Consider the following 20,416-nt stretch of genomic DNA (forward strand, 5'->3'; position numbering starts at 1 on the left):
TTCTTCGCCCCGGATTTTTCTCCGCGGCCTCGATTTCATCCGTTCGAAAACGCCCGAAATTACCCCTTCACCGCCGGCCGGATCACCGGCATCGACAGCACCGCCTCCCGAACCTGCGCATTCCCGGCGAAGAGATCGATCAGCGCCTTCGTCAGATGCTCATCCGTCTCCGCGGCATGGCTGATCTGCACCGGAAAGCGGACCCACATCTGAAGTCCATCGCTCTCGAACTGCAGACGCGATTCAATCGCCGGCGCGGCCACCGAGGTGTGAATCCACAGCTCCACATCCCGGTGCTGCTTCTCGATGCCCGTGCGATACCCCTCGTACACCGTCTGAACCGTCTTCAGAATCGCGTCGGTCGCCTGCCGGTAATCCGCCTTCTCCGCCAGCTTCACAATCAGCTCATGCCACGCATGCTCCGTCCCCGGAATCTGCTTGTACAGCGGCGAGCCGGCCTGGAACAGCACAGCATTTGAAAAGACCGCGACCCGTCCCGTCGGATTCAGCTCCGGACCATTCCCGGCCAGCTCCATCAGGTAAAAGCGAACCAGCCCCACATCGATCACATCCCCGGTCACCGCAGCGATCGTGATCCGGTCGCCCACTTTGATTCCATACCGTCCGATGATGAAGAAGTAGGCCGCAACCGACAGCAGAATCGTCTGCAGCCCTACGGCGATGCCCGCCGTAAGAAAGCCTGCAAAGGTTGCCAGCGAATTGAACTGCGTTACGAACCCGAACAGCAGCACGATCGCCGACAGCAGCCCCACAACCGCTCGTCGCAGAAACAGAATCTGGCGCCGCCGGCGCAGGTCGCGGACGTACTTGTTCGTGGCCCGCGTCCATATCTCGCCCGCGCCGAAGATCACCGCCAGCGCAATCGCAATCACCAGCAGCCGCAGCAGCAGCGCATCGAAGATGCTTTTGTACTCGCGATCCACTGCGGCTTTCCATGCCTGCAGGTTCGCCTCGCTCTGCTCCAGAACGATAATCTCCTGGCTGAGCGGCACGCTCGCCGAAGACAGCGCGCGAAAGGCCGTCGTGATCGACTGAAAATTCTGCGTTCCGTCAGAAGGAGCGGAAGCTCCCGGCACAGCCGCATTTCCAGATGCAGCCGCAGTTCCTGATGTGGCCGTGGAAGCTGCCGGTGCGGCTGCAGGCCCTGCCGTCTGCGGCGCAGCCACTGCAGAGGCCTCTGTGCCCGGCTGCGAAAGCAGCCCGCTCTGCGCGATCAGGTTATGCAGAATCTTCGAGATCGGCTGGCGCAGCTCCAGCGCCTGCTGGTGCAGCCGGTCATTGTCGTGGATCAGAGAATCGATCGTGTGCTCCGATCCGAGCAGATCGAACAGCGCCATCGTCTGGCTCGTAATGCCCGAGGAGCGCGCCGAGCCAAGCGGAGCAAGCTGCGGCGCCACCGGTGCCGCTTTGCTGCCCAGCTCCGGAACCGAGCGCTGCATGCTGTCGATATCCGCCGCAAGCCCCTTCGACCCCTCCGTATCCGACATGCTCACAATCCTGCCGATTGCATCCTGCATCGCCTTCGCCAGATCGATCGAGCCCTCCACCTGTTTGCGCTGCGTCTGCAGCCCGCTCAGGTCGCGGGGACGCGCCGCGGCAATCTTCCGGTCCAGCTGCTCCTCCTGCGTTTTCAGGTCGCTCAGGTGCGCTTCAATCCTGCTCTGCGCGTTCTGCAGCCTCTGCTGCTCTTCGGGCCCGGTCTGTGCCTGCGATATGCCTTCATGCTTTTTATAGGCCGCCATCAGTGCCGCTTCCGCTTTGGCCGACTGCAGCGCAAACCCCGCCGCCTGCGTGGATAGCTCCACCGCCTGGTCGCGATACACCACATCATTCGGCTCGCCGATCTTCTGAACCGGCGCCGTCGTCGACCGGTAAAAGCGAAGAACCGCGCTCAGGTGCGCAAGAATCTCCTGGCTTCGCGCCGCAAGGTCCACCGTCGCCGTATTCTTCTGCTGCGAAAACGCGAAGTGCCCGGCCGTCAGCGTGCCGATCGCAAGAGCCGCAACCGCCGCGCATGCTCTGCAGAGAGCCATTCGGCCTCGCCGCATGCTCTTCCGCGCGTGTATCTTTCTCCGCTCCACTCCCGGCTTCGCATTTCGCTCCATGCGTCCTCCATAACGTCAAGTATTTCAGAGACTCTTCCGTGGCACGACCCGCGCAGAACACCTTTACCTCGCCGGCCGCGCATCTTAACAAAGCCTTTATATTGCCTCTGCTCTTTCTTTACGGCCCTTCCGCTGGAATAAGAACTGTCAGCTCAATCGCTGGCGGAGGAATCATGAGCGCGTTTCGAACCTGCAGACCGTTACTCGTCGATGCAACACAGTGCACCGAGCCCGGCACCATCGCAACGGATATGGGCTTTGTCAATGTGAAGCGCGGCGACTGGATCGTGCGTGGTGAAGATGGAGAAAGCTACGTTGTCGACGATGCTTTCTTTCAGAGGACATTTCGTTCCCTTCAGACTTACCCGTGGGAACAGACCGGGGAAACGCGCAGCTACGGCTGCTGAGATACAGCGGACACAACAGAGATAAGAAAGAATCGCCTGGGGCTCGATCCCATCGGACAGCAAATAAATTGTCATCCCGACCGGAGCGGAACGGAGTGAAGCGGAGGGATCTGCAGTTCTGTTTCGAGCCGCAACTCCCCCTTGTCCTGACATCAGCGCTGCTCTTCACTTCGACCCGAACACGAAATCTAGACGCGGAACGGATCGGCGCCGCCGTCTTCGAGCCACGCATACTGCCTCTTCCGTCCCGTGCCTTCTGCCCAGGTCTCGGGAGTATGCGTAAGCAGCCAGTCCTGCGGAGTGGCGTTCGCGTTCTCCGCAGCCAGCCGGAAGGCATCGCGTATCGCCTGCTTCTGTTCCGCGCCCGTGGCATCGGCTGCGGCCGATACCAGCAGCGCCGTGCCGCTTGCCGCGACGGCCTCCAGCCACTGCCGCGTAAGCGTCCAGGGAATCGCGCCCGTGATCGGAACGCAGTCCGCATCCAGCATGAAAAAGCTGCCATGCTGCGGCAGCCGGAAGGCCAGAGTATTCACGCCCATGCGCCGCGTGCGCTCCCACAGCTTTCCGCTCACATCGTCGCCGGTGCGCTGCATCTCGAAGAGCCCCGCGCTCAGATGCCCCACGACATTGCACCCGGTCAGAATCGTCTCCTCGCCGGCCGCTTCCCGAATCGCGCGATACAGCCCCCGAATGATCTCGGCATTGGTTTGCGTGCGGTCATGGAAGCTCCATCCCGGCAGCGTGGGCGAAGCGCCCATCTCGTTGCCCCACTGTCCCAGCAGCTCCCACGTGGTGAAGTCATGCTTCACCAGCTCATACTTCCAGCGCACCGCCTCGCGCACCGCATCCAGCGCCTTCTCGCGTGCCTCCGCAATCGTCGGATCGTAAGCCGGAGCCGCCGTCGCAGGATTGTTCTCCCGTCCGAAGCGCGCCGCCGGCAGCAAAAGATTCGCGTTCGCCTCTCCCACCGCCCGCAGCGGACGAACCCACAACCCCGCCCGTGCGCCCGCGCTGCGAATCGACGAAGCCAGCGCCGCCATATCCGGAAACCGCTCGTGATTCTGCCAGCCGTCATCGGCAATCGCGAACGGCCGCGGCCCGCTCGCCGGAGCCAGCTCCGCCATCAGACGCGCGCTGCGCAGAATATCCTCCGCCGAGCTGTTGCCGTACGCGTAGTACCAGTCATTGCTCCCGTACACTGCCTGCGCCATCCGCCGCGGCTCCGGCGACATCACCCGGCAAAACGCTCTCGCCGCCTCGAATGAAGACTCCTCCGCATGGCCTTCGCGCGTTACCACCGATGCAGCCTGCACCGTGCGTCCGTTCAGCGCCACGCCGCTCCCGCCGTTCCGCACATCCAGCCACAGCGAGATGCCCTCCCCATCGCACTGCCAGAAAGCCAGCGCGCCTCCGCCCGTCTTCACTCCGTAACCGTGCGTGCTCCGTCCGTCGAAGCTGAGAAAGTACCACGGCATCGGCCGCTCGGGAACCATCTCCCGCCATCCCAGCTCGCCATAGCTTCGCTCCCACGCGTCGCCCAGCACTCTCAGATCATGGCGCAGCGCGGCCTTCCAGCGCAGATGCACATGCCTGAGCGCCGAGGCCGCAGCCGAGACGCTCACTGTCAGATCCTTCGCGCTCTCATCGCAGGTGACCGTGACATCGCCGCTCCGCCACGCAGCGCCCGCCCGCTCCATCCGAAGACGCTCTTCCGTCTCCGAAATCGCAGTGACCAGATCCGGCTGCCGAAGAATGCGGATGAAGCTCGAAGCTGTCTGAGAAAAAGCCTCTCCGGGCGCGGCAAGTGAAACGCCGGCGCCGCATGCGGCCAGGCCAAGGCCGCGAAGAACATCTCTGCGGCTGGAAAAGAGCGGGGAGCTCATGATCTGTGAATAACCTCCTCGACGTGCACGAGAAGGATAAGACAGAAAGAGCGTGTCAGACGCTTCACGAGCCGGTTGATCGGAAGGATCTTCGGGAAGGGTACAGCTTCAGAGCCTGCCCTGAGCGAAGTCGAAGGGTGCCGTAAAAAGGACGCAGACTAATCCGTCCGCAGCGCGCGCATCGGTTCAATGCTCGCAGCCCGCCGTGCCGGTACCACCGCGGCCACAAAGGCTGCAGCGGCCAGAACGAGAGCCGTGATGGCGAGAATCGACGGGTCCCATATTTTGATGCCGTAAAGCAGACTCGACATGAAATGTCCGGCGAGGATCGTCGTCGGAATTCCGATGGCGAGTCCGATCGCCACCTGCAGAAACGCGCTCCTCAGCACAAGCTGCAGCACGTTCACGCGATCCGCGCCGAGCGCCATGCGAATGCCGATCTCTCCCGTGCGCTGCGCGACCGCGTACGAGGTGACTCCGTAGAGACCGATGGAGGCGAGAATGAGCGCCAGGAATCCGAAGAGGGAAGTGAGCTTGACGATCATCTCCTGCTGGCTGAACTGCCCCTCAACCTGTTCGCCGAAGGTCTGAAAGTCAATGACCGTAAGGTTAGGATTGATCTGCGCCAGCGTGTGCCGCACCTGTGCCTCAAAGCCCGGCAGCGGCCCCGCCGTCTGCAGCTCAATGGCCGTCAGATAGTGTGAGACATCTTCAAACTGAACCGCTCCCGGCTCGGTGTACTTCATCCACTGTGTCGCCGGCAGAAAGAACATGGGATGTTTCCCGTCCTTCGATCCCCAGTACCCGGTCGCGCTCCAGTAGTTGGTGTCCTCGGTGACTCCGACGATTTCATAGCTGCCCGCATACTTCGGGTCGATATCTCCGAAGTGTTTCCCGATCGGATTTTCGTCTTTGAAAAAATGCTTCGCAAACGCCTGGTTGATCACCGCAACCGCGCGCGTGGAAGCCGTATCCTGCTCCGTGATGCCTCGCCCGGCAAGCATCTTCGTGCCGATCGTATCGAAATAGCCCGCGCTGGCGCGCAGCCACGAGGCGCCGCCGTCATGGCTTCCCGGCGCCGGCAGCGGCTTGCCTTCGATAAACACACCCTCGCCCCAGTTGTCGCCTTCCATCGGGCTGTAGAGCGAAAACGCCGCGCTCTTCATGCCGGGAATCTCGATCAGCGTATCGTGCAGCTGGCGGTAAAAGGCTTCCAGCTGCTCGGGCTTGTAACCGGCCGTCAGCGGGTCGATATGCACAATGTACCGGTTGGCCGTGTCGAAGCCGAAGTGCTGATGCTGCATATTGCGCAGGCTCTGGATCAGCAGCCCCGCCGCGCACAGCAGCACCAGGGAGACCGCTGCCTGGATCACCACCAGCGCCTTCTGCGTCCAAAGGCCGCTGTGTTTCGTCGAGCGGTTGGCACCGCGCAACGCCTCGATCGGATCGGCATGCGCCGTCATCCATGCCGGAGCCACCCCGAAGAGCACGCCCGTGATCAGCGATACTGCAAAGGCAAACGCCAGCACCTCCGGCGAAGGCGTCGCATCGATCGGGACATAATTCTTGCCCTCCGCCAGATGCAGAATCAGCCGCGCTCCGCCGTAAGCCACCATCAGTCCTGCGATGCCTCCCAGCACCGCCAGCACCACGCTCTCCGTCAGCGCCTGCCGCACCAGCATGCCGCGCGGCGCGCCCAGCGCGGCCCGCACTGAGGTCTGCTGCTTCCGCGTCGTCGCCCGCACCAGCATCAGGTTCGCCAGGTTGGCGCAGGCAATCAGCAGCACAAAGGCCGAGATCCACATCAGCAGGTGCAGCCCGTTTTTATACTCGTCCTGCATCCGCTGCACGCCCGACCCGCCCGGCGCCAGGTGCAGCGTCTGCTTCGGAATCAGAATCTTCGCCCGCGCATCGACCTTCGCCAGCGGGCTGTCCAGAAACTGCCGCAGCTCCACCTGCATCCGCGCTTCCATCTCTTTGCGGCTGGTCCCGGTCTTCACCCGTCCAATCACGTTCAGCCAGTCCAGCTCCGGCCGCTCCAGCACGCTGCGTGTGCTCATCAGCAGCGGTTCGCTGTTCAGCGGAAACCACAGCGACGCCGGATTGCTCGCCAGCCGCTCTCCGTAAAACCCCGGCGGTGTAATGCCCACAATGGTCACCGGCTCTCCGTTCACCAGAAAGCTCGCGCCCACAATCGAAGGATCGCTGCCGAACTTCTGCTGCCAGATGCGGTAGCTCATCACCGCCACCGGCGGCGCGCCCTTGCTGTCGTCCGCATTGCGCAGCAGCCGGCCCTCGTAAGCGCTCAACCCGAAGCTCTCAAAGGCGTTGCCCGAAACAAATTCACCCAGCATCGCCTCCGCCGGATGATTGCTGCCCTGCCGTCGTACCGCCATCTGGTTGATGCCGGCCTGAAAGGCAGCCAGCATCGAAAACCCCGGCGTGTTGTCGCGGAACTCCTTGTACTGCTCGTACGAAAACAGCGACCAGTCGTCCTGCATGCCGCCGTTGATGCAGCAGTTTTCGGTGTCGCCCACCCGCACCAGGTCTTCCGGCTTCGTCACCGGCAGCGACTTCAGCAGCACCGCGTTCACCAGCGTAAAAATCGCCGTGGTCGCGCCAATGCCCAGCGCCAGAGTCAGAATCGCGGTGACCGTAAACCCTGGAGCCCTGGCAAACTGGCGCAGTGCGTAGCGAATGTCTTCAAAGAGCATAGGGACGAAAGTCTCCTTCACCCCGGTACGCAGATTCCGGCCGGCCGGTTCCCGTCCGATCCGCCCGTATGACACAATGGGCCCGCAATGCTCAACCCCGCGATGCTCAACCCGGAAGAGGTCTTCAATTTTATCCGGTCGCGAAAGCTGGCGGTCATCCGGCTCTCATGGATTCGCTGCGGCGGCTTCGGCACCGGCCGAATCGAAGAGCTGCGATGATGATTTGAAGTTCAGGATCGACGCTGTTGTGCAGCGTGCCAGATCGTATTGATCGTGACCTTCTGATCTTCCACTCGATACAGAATGATGTAGGGCGTGCCTCCCACGATCAGTTCCCGTATCCCCGGAACGGCTCCCGCTCGTCCTGCATGCGGATGTTGGCGCAGGACTTCCACCATAGCCACAATCCGCATTGCCAGCCGCTCTGTCGCATCGGGCTTGTCCATAGCCACGAAGGCACGAATTTCCTGCAGCCGAGCCAAAGCGCTCGAAGACCAAACAATCTCAGCCATAAGAACCCCATAGAGAAGTACCTCTTCGGAGGCCAGGGTCGGGAATATGCATTGAGATTTTCATCGGCTGGAGAAGCCGTGTCACCCAATCTCATCATCATGGTCTTTGCCGCAGACGCAGCGAGGGGGAGACAACTCCTGCGCAGTGCCCCATGAGAGGAGCCACGCTTTCATATCCTCATGGCGAATGTAATGGCCGGACTTCACCTGACTGTCTGCCAGTTCAATCTCAGCCATGAGCTTTTCCTGATCGGCGACATACGACTCCACGGCATCGGAGATCAGGAAATTCGAGCTGCGCCCGGAGGCCTTCGCGAGTTTCGCAAGGCGTTTTCTGATCTCCGGCTTCAGGCGGATGCTGAAGGTTGTGCTCTTTGTGTTCGCCATAAACACATTCTTACACAGGCTGGATTACCCGATCACCGCAACCTTGGCCCGCCTGCCCACGCGCAGCGTCACTTTCGCCGGAGCGGACACCACCACGTGCGTCTGCTTCACGATCTCGCCGTCAATGCGCACCGCGCCTTCCTTCACCTTGCGGTCGGCCTCCGACGAAGACGCGGCCAGTCCAGTCGCCGTCAGCAGGCGCGCCACGCGAATACGTTTCTCCGCGTCCATGCCAAGTTCGTCAGCGTCCAGCCGTATCTCTTCAAGTCCCTCGACGTCATCGCTCTTCTGCTGAAACTGCCGCGCCCAGTTCTCGTCCGCCGCCCGCGCCACTTCTTCCGAATGAAAGCCGGCGACAATCGTCCGTGCCAGCCGCTTCTTCGCCTCCATTGGATGCAGCGCGCCGCTCGCCACGTCCGTCTGCATCTGGTCGATCTCGCTCTGCCGCAGGTCGGTCAGATAGATCCAGTAGCGCCACATCAGCTCATCCGAGATCGACATCAGCTTGCCGTACATCTCCTGCGGCGGCTCGTGAATCCCGATCGCATTATTGAGCGACTTCGACATCTTCTGCACGCCGTCGAGGCCCTCGATAATCGGCGTCATCAGCACAATCTGCGGCGGCTGCCCGAAGTCGCGCTGCAGCTCGCGCCCGGCCAGCAGGTTAAACTTCTGGTCCGTGCCGCCCAGCTCCACATCGGAGCGCAAAGCGACCGAATCATAACCCTGCGCCAGCGGATACATAAATTCGTGCAGCGAGATGGGCTGCTCATTCTCGAAGCGCGCATGAAACTCCGCGCGCTCCAGCATCTGTGAAACGGTAAACTTCGCGGCGAGACGGATGATGTCTTCGAAGCTCAGCTTTCCCAGCCACTCCGAGTTGAAGCGAACCTCGGTCTTCTCGCGGTCGAGAATCCGGAAGACCTGATCGGTATACGTCTTCGCGTTCTCGTCAATCTGCTCGCGCGTCAGCGGCTTGCGTGTAGCCGAGCGCCCCGTCGGGTCGCCGATCAGCGAAGTGTAGTCGCCCACCAGAAAGATCACCTGATGGCCGAGATCCTGAAAGTGCTTCAGCTTGCGCATCAGCACCGTATGCCCAAGGTGCAGGTCGGGAGCCGTCGGATCGAAGCCCGCCTTCACGCGCAGCGGCACGCCCGTCTGGCGCGATTTTTCGAGACGCTCGCGCAGCTCGGGGACACGAATGATCTCCGCCGCGCCTTTCTCGAGCAGATCCATCTGCTCATCCACAGGAAGAAAAGTAGTCATTGGTTTAAGGATAGCGAAACTCCGGCCAGCAAAGAACCGGTTAGCTAAAAAGCGGATAGCTGGTGAAGCGGTCAGCAAAAGGCGATCAGCAAATGCCAGGACGAATGCCGCACGATCCCTGTTTTTGTGGTGAAACCGGTCCTGGAATTGGCTTATCTTGCTACCCGTTTTGTCAGTTGGCTGCTTTTTCGCTGACCGTCTTTCCGCTAACCGGACCTTAGCTGTCCGTTCTTTCGCTGACCGCTTTTCAGCTGCCCGTCTCACCAGCTGCCCGCTTCTCAGCTCACCTCACACACCAGGCACTTCAGATACTCCGTCTCCGGAATCGTCAATATCACCGGATGGTCCGCCGCCGCACCGCGACGCTCGATCAGCCGCACTCTGCGCCGCGCATCGCCCGCCGCCGCCCGCACCACTTCCGTAAACTCCGCCGGAGAGACATGATGCGAGCACGAGCACGTCACCAGCACCCCGCCCGGCCGCAGCATCTTCAGCGCCCGCAGGTTCAACTCCTTATAGCCGCGCAGCGCGCTGTCCACCGCCCGCTTCGACTTCGCGAACGCCGGAGGATCGAGCACGATCGTGTCGTATGCCGCGCCCGCATCGCTCCACTCGCGCAGCAGATCGAAGGCGTTGGCCTCAATCCAGTCCACCTCCGAGTCCTTCAGCTGCTCACGGTTCGCCGCCAGGTTCTGCTCCGCCACCTCCAGCGCCGCATGCGATACATCGATGCCCGTCACGCGCCGGCAGGTCTTCGCCAGATGCAGCGCAAACCCTCCCTGATACGTGCACACGTCCAGCGCCTCGCCATGCGCGTACCGCGCCGCTGCCGCGTAGTTCTCCCGCTGATCCAGAAACGCGCCCGTCTTCTGCCCGGAGTTCGCGTCGTAATGAAACTTCAGCCCGTTCAGGTGAAAGACCGTCTTCGTCAGCGGCTCTTCGATATCCCGTGCATACAGCGGCGCCGCCGCAGGAGCGCTCAGCTCTTCCAGCTCGCGAATCCGCGCATCCGGCCGCTCCACAATGGTTCGCGGATGCACCGCCTCGCGCAGTGTCTCCGCCGTCACCAGGCGCACCGCATCGTTGTCCAGTGCTTTCGACAGCAGCTGCAGAATCACCAGGTCGCCGTATTTGTCCGCAATCACGCCCGGCAGCGCGTCCGCCTCGCTGAAGACCAGCCGGCACGCATCGGTCTCTGCGGAAAGCATCGGCAGCCGCAGTGCAATCGCCGCCTTCAGCCGCTCCCGCAGCAGCGCCAGCCACGCATCCTCGCCGATCGCCTCCTGCGAGATCAACCGCAGCGCAATCTCTGAAGCCCCGCTGTACAGCGCCGTGCCCAGCAGCATCCCGCGGCGGTCCGTTACCGGCAGCAGCGCTGGAGCATCTTCGCCATCCACCCCGGCCAGTTCTTCCACGTCTGAGCGATACACCCACACGTGCCCCGCCCGCAGCCGGTCCGCAGCCCTCCGCGAAATAACCGCCACCGGCCCCTCCTGTTCTGATTCGCTTGCCGAGGCTTCGCGTTCCCCCGCAGATGGCACCGGTTCTTCGGCGGGAAATGAGGATGACTGGCGTGTTTTCCGTGGTGTATGAGCAGGCATGGGACTAATGAAAATCTTCGCACAGGCCGCCGGATTTCTTCTGAAGGAGATCTCGCTGGCCGGGTGCCCATGTCCGTCTGTTCGGACATGGGAATGAAAACTCTTTCATCCTGTCATCCCGACCGAAGTCGCTGCCGTAAGCCGCGACGCAGCGGAGGGATCTGCCTTTTTCTATTCCACCCGAAATCCTTCTTCAAAAAACTGCCCGGCTCCCCCGATTCACACTTCTTTTTTCGATCACGCCTATAATAAGTTATGGCGACCGTGCAAACCGCCGCTCCGGCGGCCGGGCAGACCCCCGATCTGTTTGCCGAGAAGTTCGGCAGGCTGCTCAGCCTTGTGCGCGCCAACCGTCCCAGCGACGATCCCGCCCTCATCCGCCAGGCATGGGAGTTCTGCCTCGAGCACCACAAAGGCCAGCTTCGCGCCTCCGGCGAACCTTACGTCCTTCATCCTCTTGAGGTTGCTCTTGTTCTTGCAGAGATGAAGCTGGACTCGACCGCCATCGCCGCCGGCCTGCTCCATGACGCCGTCGAAGACACCCCGGTCACCACCGAAGACATCACCCGCCGCTTTGGCGAGCAGGTCGCCCACATCGTTGAGGGCGTCACCAAAATCGACAAAATCCAGTTCGCCAACCGCGAAGACCGCCAGGCTGAGAACGTCCGCAAGATGCTTCTCGCCATGGTCAGCGACGTCCGCGTGGTGCTCATCAAGCTCGCCGACCGCCTCCACAACATGCGCACGCTCGAGCATCTCCGCCCCGAGCGCCAGCAGGCCATCGCCCGCGAAACCCTCGACATCTACGCCCCGCTCGCCCACCGTCTCGGCATGGGCAAAGTCCGCGGCGAGCTCGAAGACCTCTCCTTCCGCTACGTCGATCCCTTCGCCTGGCAGCAGCTTCGTGACGCCGTCGAAGCCCGCCGCGTCGAAGGCGAGCAGTTCCTCGCCGGCGTCGAAGACCTGCTCCAGGAGCGCCTCCGCGAGAACAACATCAAAGCCCGCGTCGAGTGGCGTATCAAACGCCTTTACAGCATTCACCAGAAGCAGATCAAGGCCCGCATCTCCGTCGATCAGGTCTACGATCTGCTCGCCCTTCGCGTCATCACCAACAGCGTGCAGGACTGCTACGCCGTCTTCGGCCTCATCCACAGCATCTGGCGCCCCGTCCCCGGCCGTATCAAGGACTTCATCGCCATGCCGCGCCCCAATCTCTATCAGTCGCTCCACACCACCGTCATGGGCGAAGGCGGCCACCAGTTCGAGGTGCAGATTCGTACCGAGGAGATGCACCGCATCGCCGAAGAGGGCATCGCCGCGCACTGGAAGTACAAAGCCACCGGCTCGCCCATCAGTGCTCGCGATGAGCAGCGCCTCGCCTGGGTCCGCCAGCTCGTCGAGTGGCAACGGGAGATGACCGATCCCAACGAGTTCCTCTCCACGCTCAAGATCGATCTCTACCCCGAAGAGGTCTACACCTTCACCCCGAAGGGCAAGGTCGTCGTCCTGCCCAAAGACGCCAGCCCGCTCGACTTCGCCTACTCCATCCACACTGAAGTCGGCAACACCTGCGTCGGCGCGAAGGTAAACGGCCGCATCATGCCGCTGCGCACGAAGCTCCGCAACGGAGACATCGTCGAAGTCGTCACCCAGAACGGCCACACGCCCAGCCGCGACTGGCTCACCTTCGTCAAAAGCTCACGCGCCCGCAACAAGATCAAGCACTGGCTCAACGAGCATCAGCGCGAGCGCGCCATCGAGCTCGGCCGCAAGCTCCTCGAGCGCGAAGCACGCAAATACAAAGTGCCGCTCTCGAAGTTCGAGGAGTCCGATTTCGCGCGCATCGCCGCCGAATACAGCGTGGCCACGCCCAACGATCTGCTGGCCGCCGTCGGCTTTGGAAAATACTCGGCGCGCCAGGTGCTCAACCGCCTCGCGCCCGGTCTCATGCACCCTCAGCAGGAGGCCGAAACGCCCGCCGTCACTCCCGGCGTCTCCGATGCCGTGCGTCGCGTCTCGATCAGCAGCGGCAGCGCCGACTCGCTTCAGGTGGAAGGACAGAACGAGCTGCTCGTCTATCGCGCGCGATGTTGCAATCCCATTCGCGGCGAAGAGATCATCGGCTACGTCACGCGCGGCAAAGGCGTCGCCGTACATGCGCGCAGCTGTCCCAACGTGCAGAATCTCCTCTATGAGTCCGATCGCCGCATCTCGGTCGAATGGGCTCGCCCCGCCGAAGAGACCTCAGGCAGCAGGCGCCTCACCTATCCTGTGCGGCTGACCATCCACTGTGACGACCGCACCGGCATGCTAAAGGAAATGACTGCCGTCATCAGCGACGACAACACCAACATCCGCTCCGTCGATTCCAATCCCACCGAAAACGGAGAGGCCCTCGTTGAATTCGTCGTCGAAGCCGAAGACGTGCGCCATCTTGCCCGTCTCGTGCAGGGCCTCCGCCGCGTTCCCGGCGTGCGCGACGTGCAGCGCTCCCAGAAGCTGTAAGCCGTCTCGTCAGCGGCGTTCTTACGCAGCGCGTGCCTGAACCGTATCCTCGTACCAGTCCGTGCGTGTCAGCGGCAGATGGCACTCCCCCGCTTCCGGCTTGCTGAGCAGCGTGTGATACAGGTGAATGCGCCCCTGCCGGAAGGCCCGCGCCGCCGCCGCCATATACAGCCGCCAGATGCGGTATGTCATATCGCCGGTATGCCGCTTCGCTTCGTCGCTGTGACGCTCCAGCGCCTCCACCCAGCGATCCAGGGTCAGCGCATAGTGCTCGCGAAGCTCCTCCACGTCGCGCACCTCAAAGCCGCATCTCTCCGCCTGCTGCAGCGCGCTGTAAAGAGGAACCAGGTCGCCATCCGGAAACACATACTCGTCGATAAACGACGCGCCCGGTCTCCTGTATGTGGCCGACGCCGCGATGCCGCTGTTCAGAAACACGCCTCCCGGCCGCAGCATCCGCCATGCCTGCTCGAAATACGATCCCAGCATCGGCTCGCCGACGTGCTCGAACATGCCGATGCTGCAGATCTTGTCATACCTCTCCGCGCCCTCAAGGTCCCGGTAATCGCAGATGCGCACCGCGCACCGGCTGCTCATCCCCGCCGCCTCAATGCGCTCCTGAGCCAGCTCCGCCTGACGAACGCTCACCGTCACGCCGCACGCTTCGACCCCGTAGTGCGAGGCCGCATGCAGAATCAGCCCGCCCCATCCGCAGCCGATATCCAGCAGCTTCTCTCCCGGCTGCAGGCGCAGCTTTCTGCACAGGTAGTCCAGTTTATGAAGCTGAGCGGCTTCCAGCGTGTCATCGGTCCTCTCAAAATATCCGGCCGAGTAGAGCATCGAGCGGTCGAGCCACAACCGGTAAAACTCATTCGAGACATCGTAGTGATAAGCAATCGCGGCCCGGTCCCGCTCCCTCGAATGCAGAGCTCCATCGCCCTCGCCCAGGTGCCCCTGCATCTCCGTGTTCTCTTCGGGCAGACACGCGGCCAGTCTGTGAAGAATCGCCTGCTGCGTCGCGCTCGGCTGGTAGGTCATCAGCCGTTCGGCAAGAGCAAACGCCGCCTGCAGATCGCCCTCCACGTCGATGTGCCCACGCATGAAGCACTCGCCGAGAGTCAGCTCATCCGGTGCGTCGAAAAGCACCCGCAGTGCCGAGGGATCGTGCAGAACCAGTGTGAATGGAGGCGGGTGTCGCGGTTCAGTGCAGCTTCCGTCCCAAAACCGGACAGAGAATGCTGGCCCGGCTTCTTCTTCAGCGAGCTCCCGCAACAGAGCCGCAGCCAGATACCGGATCAGATGAGAGTTGGCAGACCGCAGGACGGATGAAAGCATATCGCCTCCTTCCACAAACTACGTTCCGTAAGATGCCTAAAACCTCGCAGAAGATGGCTGCGGAAAAGATGGATACTGCTTCCGTTTCTAAGATGGTCTATAACTTCTGCGCCACGCCGAGTCGTCGAAGATACAAAGTAATCCGATTGGAGAGAATATCGGCAGACGGCCAATCTTAATCTTGCCGTCATCTTTCCGAAAAATATCTCAGATCTCCTGATCTTCCGGATCGAAGACAATCTCCCGGCGCATATCGCCCGGAGCCGTGACCCACACAGACTGCTCGTTCTCGTACTCCGCGGAAGAACCGACACAGGAGGCCACCGTCTGCCACATCAGCTTCAGATCGCTGCGCAGAGATGCATTCTGCATGTATTCAAGATCGATGCGGGCTTTACTCGGCTTGATGAAATTCTCGTAAAACGACTCCAGCTCATATTCAGGCACGCCGCGCAGAATCTCCTCTTCGTGCCGGAACGCCAGCGTCGCCGGCCCCGTGATTCCAGGCCGCGACGGAATGCACAGCGCCTCATGCTGCGGCAGTTTTGGTCGTGGCCCCACCAGGCTCATATCGCCCTTCAGAACATTCCAGAACTGCGGCAGCTCATCCAGCTTGAAGCGGCGCAGAAAGGCGCCTACGGGCGTGATCCGTGCATCGCCGCTGACCGTGATATTCGAGCCCGGAGCCTCTCCCGTTCTCATCGAGCGGAATTTGTAGAGCGTAAACTCCTGGCCGTTGCGCCCCATGCGCCGCTGCCGGAACAGCACCGGCTCGGCAGAGCTCAGATACACCGCAAGCGCAACCAGCAGCAGCGCCGGAGCAAGCAGCGCCAGAGCGAAGAGAGCAACCGCACAATCCAGAAAGCGGCGCGGTCCTGAAGTGACCCACGGACTCAGGTTCAATGCAGATGGCGTGTCGTCATAAGTCACTGCGTTCAGATTGGTTGAGAGCACGAAATCAGTCCCGGATTGCAGAAGCTCGTTATTTTGAACGTCATCGATCAGGAGGGGGGGGACTCGCCTGCTCGTGGGGTGCGGAGAGGGTTGATGCCCAAACGATACTGCGCTCATTGCGAAAAGTCCTGATTTCCAAAAAGTTTGACGACCAGGCAGTGCAGCTTCGTCCCCGGAAGAAACAGGTCTGGAGCAGTTAATAAATATCTTACGACTGCTTCTGCAGTTCTCTTCGAATCACAAACTATACTCCATCCGGTCAACCTTTCTCGCGGTTAACTCATTCAGGAATATCCAGGTGATGATTCGTTATGTTCCTCCAGTGTAATGTATTAGCTTGGATGCAGAAGTTCTTTCTGCTGAATTTCCAAATACCGCATAAGCTATAAAAAGTCCCCTTGACATTTGGGGTACCCTCCGGGCATCTGCGGAGAAAAACCCTGGAGCGGGCTGCGCCTGTGCTGGATAGACGCAAACGAGCATTAACGAGATTCCTTTCAATGAAGAGACTGTGGTTCCTGATTTTGTTCACCGTGGTGCTGCTAACACCATGGAGCCTGTACCCCCAAAGCGCCTGGGATTCCCAGCAGAGCAGCGATGCAAACTGCTCGGCCGCGGATCCATCCTGCGGACAACAGAATCAGTATTCGTCGCCTATCCTTCCCAATCAGGCCGGTCAGCAGGTCACTCCCAATGGAGCGTCATCTCTCGGCCAGCTACCTCCTGAGACGACGTACCAGGACAACGGTAATCCGGCAAACCGCTTCCGCAATCGATATTCACAGTTTCCTCAGCAGCTTCCTCCGCAACCCCTCTCAGAATTCCAGAAATTTGTAGCGTCCACGACCGGACAGGTACTGCCGGTCTTCGGAGAGAGTCTCTTTCGTAACGTGCCGTCCACCTTTGCTCCTCTTGAGCAGACCCCTGTTCCTCCCGACTACGTCATCGGGCCCCAGGACGAAATACGGATACGCGTCTGGGGACAGGTGAATTTCAGAGCTAATCTCTTTGTCGACCGCGCGGGAGAAATCTATATCCCTCAGGTAGGCGGAATTCATGTGGCCGGCCTGCCATTTTCCCAGCTCGATCCGCATCTTCGCGCCGCCATCGGAAGAATCTATCGCAACTTCGATCTCACCGCCGATCTCGGTCAGATCCGCGCCGTCCAGGTCTATGTAACCGGAGAGGCCCGCCGCCCCGGTGTCTATACGGTAAGCTCACTCAGCACTCTGGCCGATGCCCTCTTCGCCAGCGGAGGCGTCGCCATCGAAGGTTCGATGCGGCACATCCAGCTCCGCCGCAACGGCGCCATGATTACCGATTTTGACCTCTATGACCTCCTGGTGCATGGAGACAAATCGAAGGACGTCGGCCTGCTCTCCGGAGACGTCATCTACATTCCCCCCGTCGGGCCTGAAGTCGCCATCATGGGCAGCGTACGAAGCCCTGGTATTTATGAGCTGCGCGGAGATGAATCCATCGACCAGGCTCTGAAGGACGCCGGCGGCGTCTCCGCCATCGCCGCTGAATCGCGCATCTCGATCGAGCGGATTCAGGACCATCAGAGCCGTAAAGCCATGGAGATGGCATTCGATGCCGCGGGCCTGGCCACTCCCCTCGCCAGCGGAGACATCCTCCGCGTCTACTCCATGGTTCCGATGTACAGCAAAACCATCACCCTGCGCGGCAACACCGCCAATCCAGGACGCTTCGGCTGGCATGCCGGCATGCACCTGAGCGATCTCATCCCGGATCGCGATTCGCTCATTACAAGAGACTACTGGTGGAAGCGGACGCAGCTCGGTCTGCCCGCTCCTGAGTTCCAGCCCCTCGACCGGTTTCCCAATCTCCGGCAGCCCTCCAGCCCCTGGGATCTGCCGCGTAATCCCCGTCCCCCCTCCGCAAACCGGAACTACAACCGGAATCCGTATTCTCGTTCCACCGTTGCCGGCTCGCAGCAGAATCAGCAATATCAGGAAAGCAACGGACAGTATCTGCCGCCGAATTACAACGACCCTGACTCCGGCGATTATTACAACAACGTAAATCCGGATGAGAATCCGTACGATCAGCAGTACCCCCAGGACCAGTATCAGGGCCAGTATCAGGATCAAAACCCGGATCAGTCCCTCTCGCCGAACGATTCCCGAAACGGGCAATACAATCGGATGGGCAGCAACTCTTCGCTCGCCTCCCAGGAATCCAATTTGCAGAACCCGCAGGGACAGGGCCAGACGCAGACCCCCAAAAATGATGTGCGCCTCAACTCGCCCGACATCGACTGGGATTACGCCGTGATCGAGAGAATGGACCCGAAGACCCTCACCAGCTCTCTGATCCCCTTCGACCTCGGCAGGCTGATCCTGGATCACGACGAGTCGCAGAACCTGGAGCTCCAGCCCGGCGATGTCGTGACCATCTTCTCTCAGGCCGATATCCATGTGCCGCTCGTGCAGCAGACGAAGTATGTGCGTCTCGAAGGCGAGTTCGTGCACTCCGGCATTTACAGCGTGCATCCCGGTGAAACCCTGCGCCAGCTCGTCAGCCGCGCCGGCGGCCTTACCCCGGGCGCGTATCTTTATGGCTCCGAATTCACGCGTGAATCCACGCGCGTCGTGCAGCAGCACCGCATCGATGAATATGTGCAGAACCTTGAGCTGGAAATTCAGCGCGGAAGCCTCGCCCTCGCTGCCTCTCCCGTATCCACGTCGCAGGACATCGCCAGCGGCGCCGCGGCCCAGAACAGCGAGCACGAGCTCATCAGCCGTCTGCGGCAGATGCGGGCCACGGGCCGTGTCGTGCTGGAGCTCGAATCGGCCAGCACCGGCATCAGCAGCCTGCCCGACATCCCTCTCGAAAATGGCGATCACTTTATCGTGCCGCCCGTTCCGGCAACCGTGAACGTGGTCGGCGCCGTCTACGACCAGAATTCCTTCCTTTACCATGATGGCCGGCGCACCGGACAATATCTGCGCCTGGCCGGTGGCCCCGATCGCGACGCGGATACCAAACACGCGTTCATCATCCGTGCCGATGGTTCGGTCGTCAGCCGCAAAGATGAGAATGGCCTCTGGGGAAATACCTTTGAAGATGTGCCGCTCAATCCGGGAGACACCATCGTGATGCCTGAAAAGACCATCAAGCCATCCGCTCTGCGCGGCTTCCTCGACTGGTCGCAGGTCTTCTCGCAGTTCGCTCTCGGAGCCGCCGCCATCAGCGTGATTCATCAATAATGGCTAAAGATGTCAGATCAATAATGGCCTAAAGATGTCAGGTCAATAATGGCTAAAGAGGTCAGATCGAAGCCGGGTTGCTGCTCTTCATCGTGATCGGATCGTCAAATAAGAATGTGAGGGGCGCCATAATGCGTATCGGCAGTTGCCCCACCCGGCAGGACAGGAACTGGAAGCACCATGAATAAGTCGACAGCCTTCGAACAGGAGACCGGTACCGCAAAGCCCATGACCGCCGGGCCGGAATCCTCGACCGTGTCGCACCCCGAGCAGCAGGAGATCTCCCTGCTCGACATCCTGCTGGTCCTTGCCGAGCGTCGTAAACTCATCTTCCTGATCACTGTCATCTTCGCCATCGGGGCAATCATCATCTCTCTGGTGCTGCCCAAGCGCTATACGGCGGAGACGACGATCCTGCCTCCGGATGCAAAGTCATCCTCTTTGTCTTCCATGATGACTTCGCAGCTGGGAAATCTGGGCGGCATCGCAGCTCTCGCAGGGGGAAGCCTCGGACTCAAAAATCCGAATGAGATGTTCATCGCCATGCTCAAAAGCCAGACGGTGGAAAACGCCATGGTCCACCGCTACAACCTCATGCAGGAGTATCACAGCAAATATCTCTCGCTTGCGCGCAAAAGCTTTGAAAAGCACGTCACCCTCGACGGAAACGGCAAAGACGGCCTGATTCACATCTCCGTCGAGGACTGGGACCCGAAGCGCGCCGCTGAGCTGGCCAACGGTTACGTCGATCAGTTCCGCACACTCTCTCAGACGCTCGCCATCACCGAGGCCGGACAGCGCCGCCTCTTCTTCGAGCAGCAGCTCCAGCAGTCGAAGGACAGGCTTGCCGACGCCGAAGAGGCGTTGAAGGAGACCGAGCAGAAGACCGGCATGATCCAGCTCGACAGTCAGGCACGCGCCCTGATCGAGACCGCGGCCAGTCTGCGCGCGCAGGTCACCGCGAAGGAAGTTCAGCTCCAGGCCATGCAGACCTATGCCACAAGCGAAAATGCGAACGTGGTCGAGATGCAGAAGGAGCTCGACGGACTGCGTGCCCAGCTCGCCAAACTTACCGGCAACCAGGATGAAACCAGTGGAGCCCTGATCGCTCCCAAGGGTATGATGGCGCAGACCGGCCTTGAATATGTTCGCCGCCTGCGGGACGTCAAATACTACGAGACCATCTTCGAGATCCTTGCCCGTCAGTATGAGCTCGCCAGACTCGACGAAGCAAAAGAGGGTGCTGTGATTCAGGTGGTCGACCCGGCCATCGTTCCCGACCGCCGCTCGTTTCCCCAGCGTGCTCTCATCACCGTCGTCACGACATTCATCGGCTTCTTCTTTGCCTGTTCCTTTGCCCTGGCCCAGGCTGGCCTGGCGCATATGAGGCAGGACCCGGAGACGAACGCGAAGCTCAGTCTTCTGCGCCAGCTGCTCCGCTTCCGCCGCTCGCCGGCAATTGCACACGAAAGGTGAACCCCCGGTGCCGCTCA

General features: G+C 61.1%; 13 protein-coding genes. 4 read left to right on the forward strand and 9 right to left on the reverse strand.

The features are described 5' to 3' along the window. Positions 1 to 59: 59 nt before the first annotated feature. A complete protein-coding gene (locus tag D0Y96_RS14495) occupies positions 60 to 2,054 on the reverse strand; it encodes a mechanosensitive ion channel family protein (protein WP_252263808.1) in 1,995 nt (664 codons plus the stop codon). Positions 2,055 to 2,299: 245 nt separating this feature from the next. Between D0Y96_RS14495 and D0Y96_RS14500 the strand changes: the two genes are divergently transcribed. Beyond that, positions 2,300 to 2,533, forward strand: coding sequence for a hypothetical protein (locus tag D0Y96_RS14500; RefSeq protein WP_117301251.1), 234 nt, complete (start codon positions 2,300 to 2,302; stop codon positions 2,531 to 2,533). A gap of 188 nt (positions 2,534 to 2,721) precedes the next feature. Here D0Y96_RS14500 and D0Y96_RS14505 read toward each other — a convergent pair whose 3' ends face one another. From D0Y96_RS14505 to D0Y96_RS14530, 6 genes are all read right to left on the reverse strand, one after another. Then, positions 2,722 to 4,416: an alpha-amylase family protein gene (locus D0Y96_RS14505; protein WP_117301253.1), complete on the reverse strand. Its 1,695-nt coding sequence runs from the start codon at positions 4,414 to 4,416 to the stop codon at positions 2,722 to 2,724. Positions 4,417 to 4,574: 158 nt separating this feature from the next. Beyond that, a complete protein-coding gene (locus tag D0Y96_RS14510) occupies positions 4,575 to 7,130 on the reverse strand; it encodes an ABC transporter permease (protein WP_117301256.1) in 2,556 nt (851 codons plus the stop codon). Between the two features lie 230 nt (positions 7,131 to 7,360). After that, the gene (locus D0Y96_RS14515) at positions 7,361 to 7,642 is read right to left on the reverse strand and encodes a type II toxin-antitoxin system RelE/ParE family toxin (protein WP_117301259.1); all 282 of its coding nucleotides are present in this window, start codon (positions 7,640 to 7,642) and stop codon (positions 7,361 to 7,363) included. 81 nt (positions 7,643 to 7,723) lie between these two features. Further along, a complete protein-coding gene (locus D0Y96_RS14520; RefSeq protein ID WP_117301261.1) occupies positions 7,724 to 8,029 on the reverse strand; it encodes a CopG family ribbon-helix-helix protein in 306 nt (101 codons plus the stop codon). 24 nt (positions 8,030 to 8,053) lie between these two features. Next, positions 8,054 to 9,295: a tyrosine--tRNA ligase gene (gene tyrS, locus D0Y96_RS14525; RefSeq protein WP_117301263.1), complete on the reverse strand. Its 1,242-nt coding sequence runs from the start codon at positions 9,293 to 9,295 to the stop codon at positions 8,054 to 8,056. Between the two features lie 278 nt (positions 9,296 to 9,573). Then, positions 9,574 to 10,779, reverse strand: coding sequence for a class I SAM-dependent rRNA methyltransferase (locus D0Y96_RS14530; protein WP_350449084.1), 1,206 nt, complete (start codon positions 10,777 to 10,779; stop codon positions 9,574 to 9,576). 372 nt (positions 10,780 to 11,151) lie between these two features. Between D0Y96_RS14530 and D0Y96_RS14535 the strand changes: the two genes are divergently transcribed. Beyond that, a complete protein-coding gene (locus D0Y96_RS14535) occupies positions 11,152 to 13,401 on the forward strand; it encodes a RelA/SpoT family protein (protein ID WP_117301268.1) in 2,250 nt (749 codons plus the stop codon). Between the two features lie 21 nt (positions 13,402 to 13,422). Here D0Y96_RS14535 and D0Y96_RS14540 read toward each other — a convergent pair whose 3' ends face one another. Together D0Y96_RS14540 and D0Y96_RS14545 are read right to left on the reverse strand one after the other, a co-directional pair. After that, positions 13,423 to 14,736, reverse strand: coding sequence for an SAM-dependent methyltransferase (locus tag D0Y96_RS14540; protein ID WP_117301271.1), 1,314 nt, complete (start codon positions 14,734 to 14,736; stop codon positions 13,423 to 13,425). Between the two features lie 207 nt (positions 14,737 to 14,943). Beyond that, positions 14,944 to 15,690: a sugar transferase gene (locus D0Y96_RS14545; protein ID WP_199480335.1), complete on the reverse strand. Its 747-nt coding sequence runs from the start codon at positions 15,688 to 15,690 to the stop codon at positions 14,944 to 14,946. 500 nt (positions 15,691 to 16,190) lie between these two features. Between D0Y96_RS14545 and D0Y96_RS14550 the strand changes: the two genes are divergently transcribed. Together D0Y96_RS14550 and D0Y96_RS14555 are read left to right on the forward strand one after the other, a co-directional pair. Beyond that, positions 16,191 to 18,923, forward strand: coding sequence for an SLBB domain-containing protein (locus D0Y96_RS14550; RefSeq protein ID WP_117301276.1), 2,733 nt, complete (start codon positions 16,191 to 16,193; stop codon positions 18,921 to 18,923). Positions 18,924 to 19,103: 180 nt separating this feature from the next. Further along, on the forward strand, positions 19,104 to 20,399 hold the full coding sequence (locus tag D0Y96_RS14555) for a GumC family protein (protein ID WP_252263809.1): 1,296 nt from the start codon (positions 19,104 to 19,106) through the stop codon (positions 20,397 to 20,399). The last annotated feature ends 17 nt before the right edge of the window (positions 20,400 to 20,416 follow it).

This window comes from Paracidobacterium acidisoli, from assembly GCF_003428625.2.
Lineage (GTDB): Bacteria > Acidobacteriota > Terriglobia > Terriglobales > Acidobacteriaceae > Paracidobacterium > Paracidobacterium acidisoli.

Coding starts and splice junctions, on each gene's coding strand:
- D0Y96_RS14500 (WP_117301251.1), top strand. CDS start 2,300: ATGAGCGCGTTTCGAACCTGCAGACCGTTACTCGTCGATGCAACACAG.
- D0Y96_RS14520 (WP_117301261.1), bottom strand. CDS start 8,029: ATGGCGAACACAAAGAGCACAACCTTCAGCATCCGCCTGAAGCCGGAG.
- D0Y96_RS14515 (WP_117301259.1), bottom strand. CDS start 7,642: ATGGCTGAGATTGTTTGGTCTTCGAGCGCTTTGGCTCGGCTGCAGGAA.
- D0Y96_RS14535 (WP_117301268.1), top strand. CDS start 11,152: ATGGCGACCGTGCAAACCGCCGCTCCGGCGGCCGGGCAGACCCCCGAT.
- D0Y96_RS14495 (WP_252263808.1), bottom strand. CDS start 2,054: ATGGCTCTCTGCAGAGCATGCGCGGCGGTTGCGGCTCTTGCGATCGGC.
- D0Y96_RS14510 (WP_117301256.1), bottom strand. CDS start 7,130: ATGCTCTTTGAAGACATTCGCTACGCACTGCGCCAGTTTGCCAGGGCT.
- D0Y96_RS14540 (WP_117301271.1), bottom strand. CDS start 14,736: ATGCTTTCATCCGTCCTGCGGTCTGCCAACTCTCATCTGATCCGGTAT.
- D0Y96_RS14505 (WP_117301253.1), bottom strand. CDS start 4,416: ATGAGCTCCCCGCTCTTTTCCAGCCGCAGAGATGTTCTTCGCGGCCTT.
- D0Y96_RS14550 (WP_117301276.1), top strand. CDS start 16,191: ATGAAGAGACTGTGGTTCCTGATTTTGTTCACCGTGGTGCTGCTAACA.
- tyrS (WP_117301263.1), bottom strand. CDS start 9,295: ATGACTACTTTTCTTCCTGTGGATGAGCAGATGGATCTGCTCGAGAAA.
- D0Y96_RS14555 (WP_252263809.1), top strand. CDS start 19,104: ATGAATAAGTCGACAGCCTTCGAACAGGAGACCGGTACCGCAAAGCCC.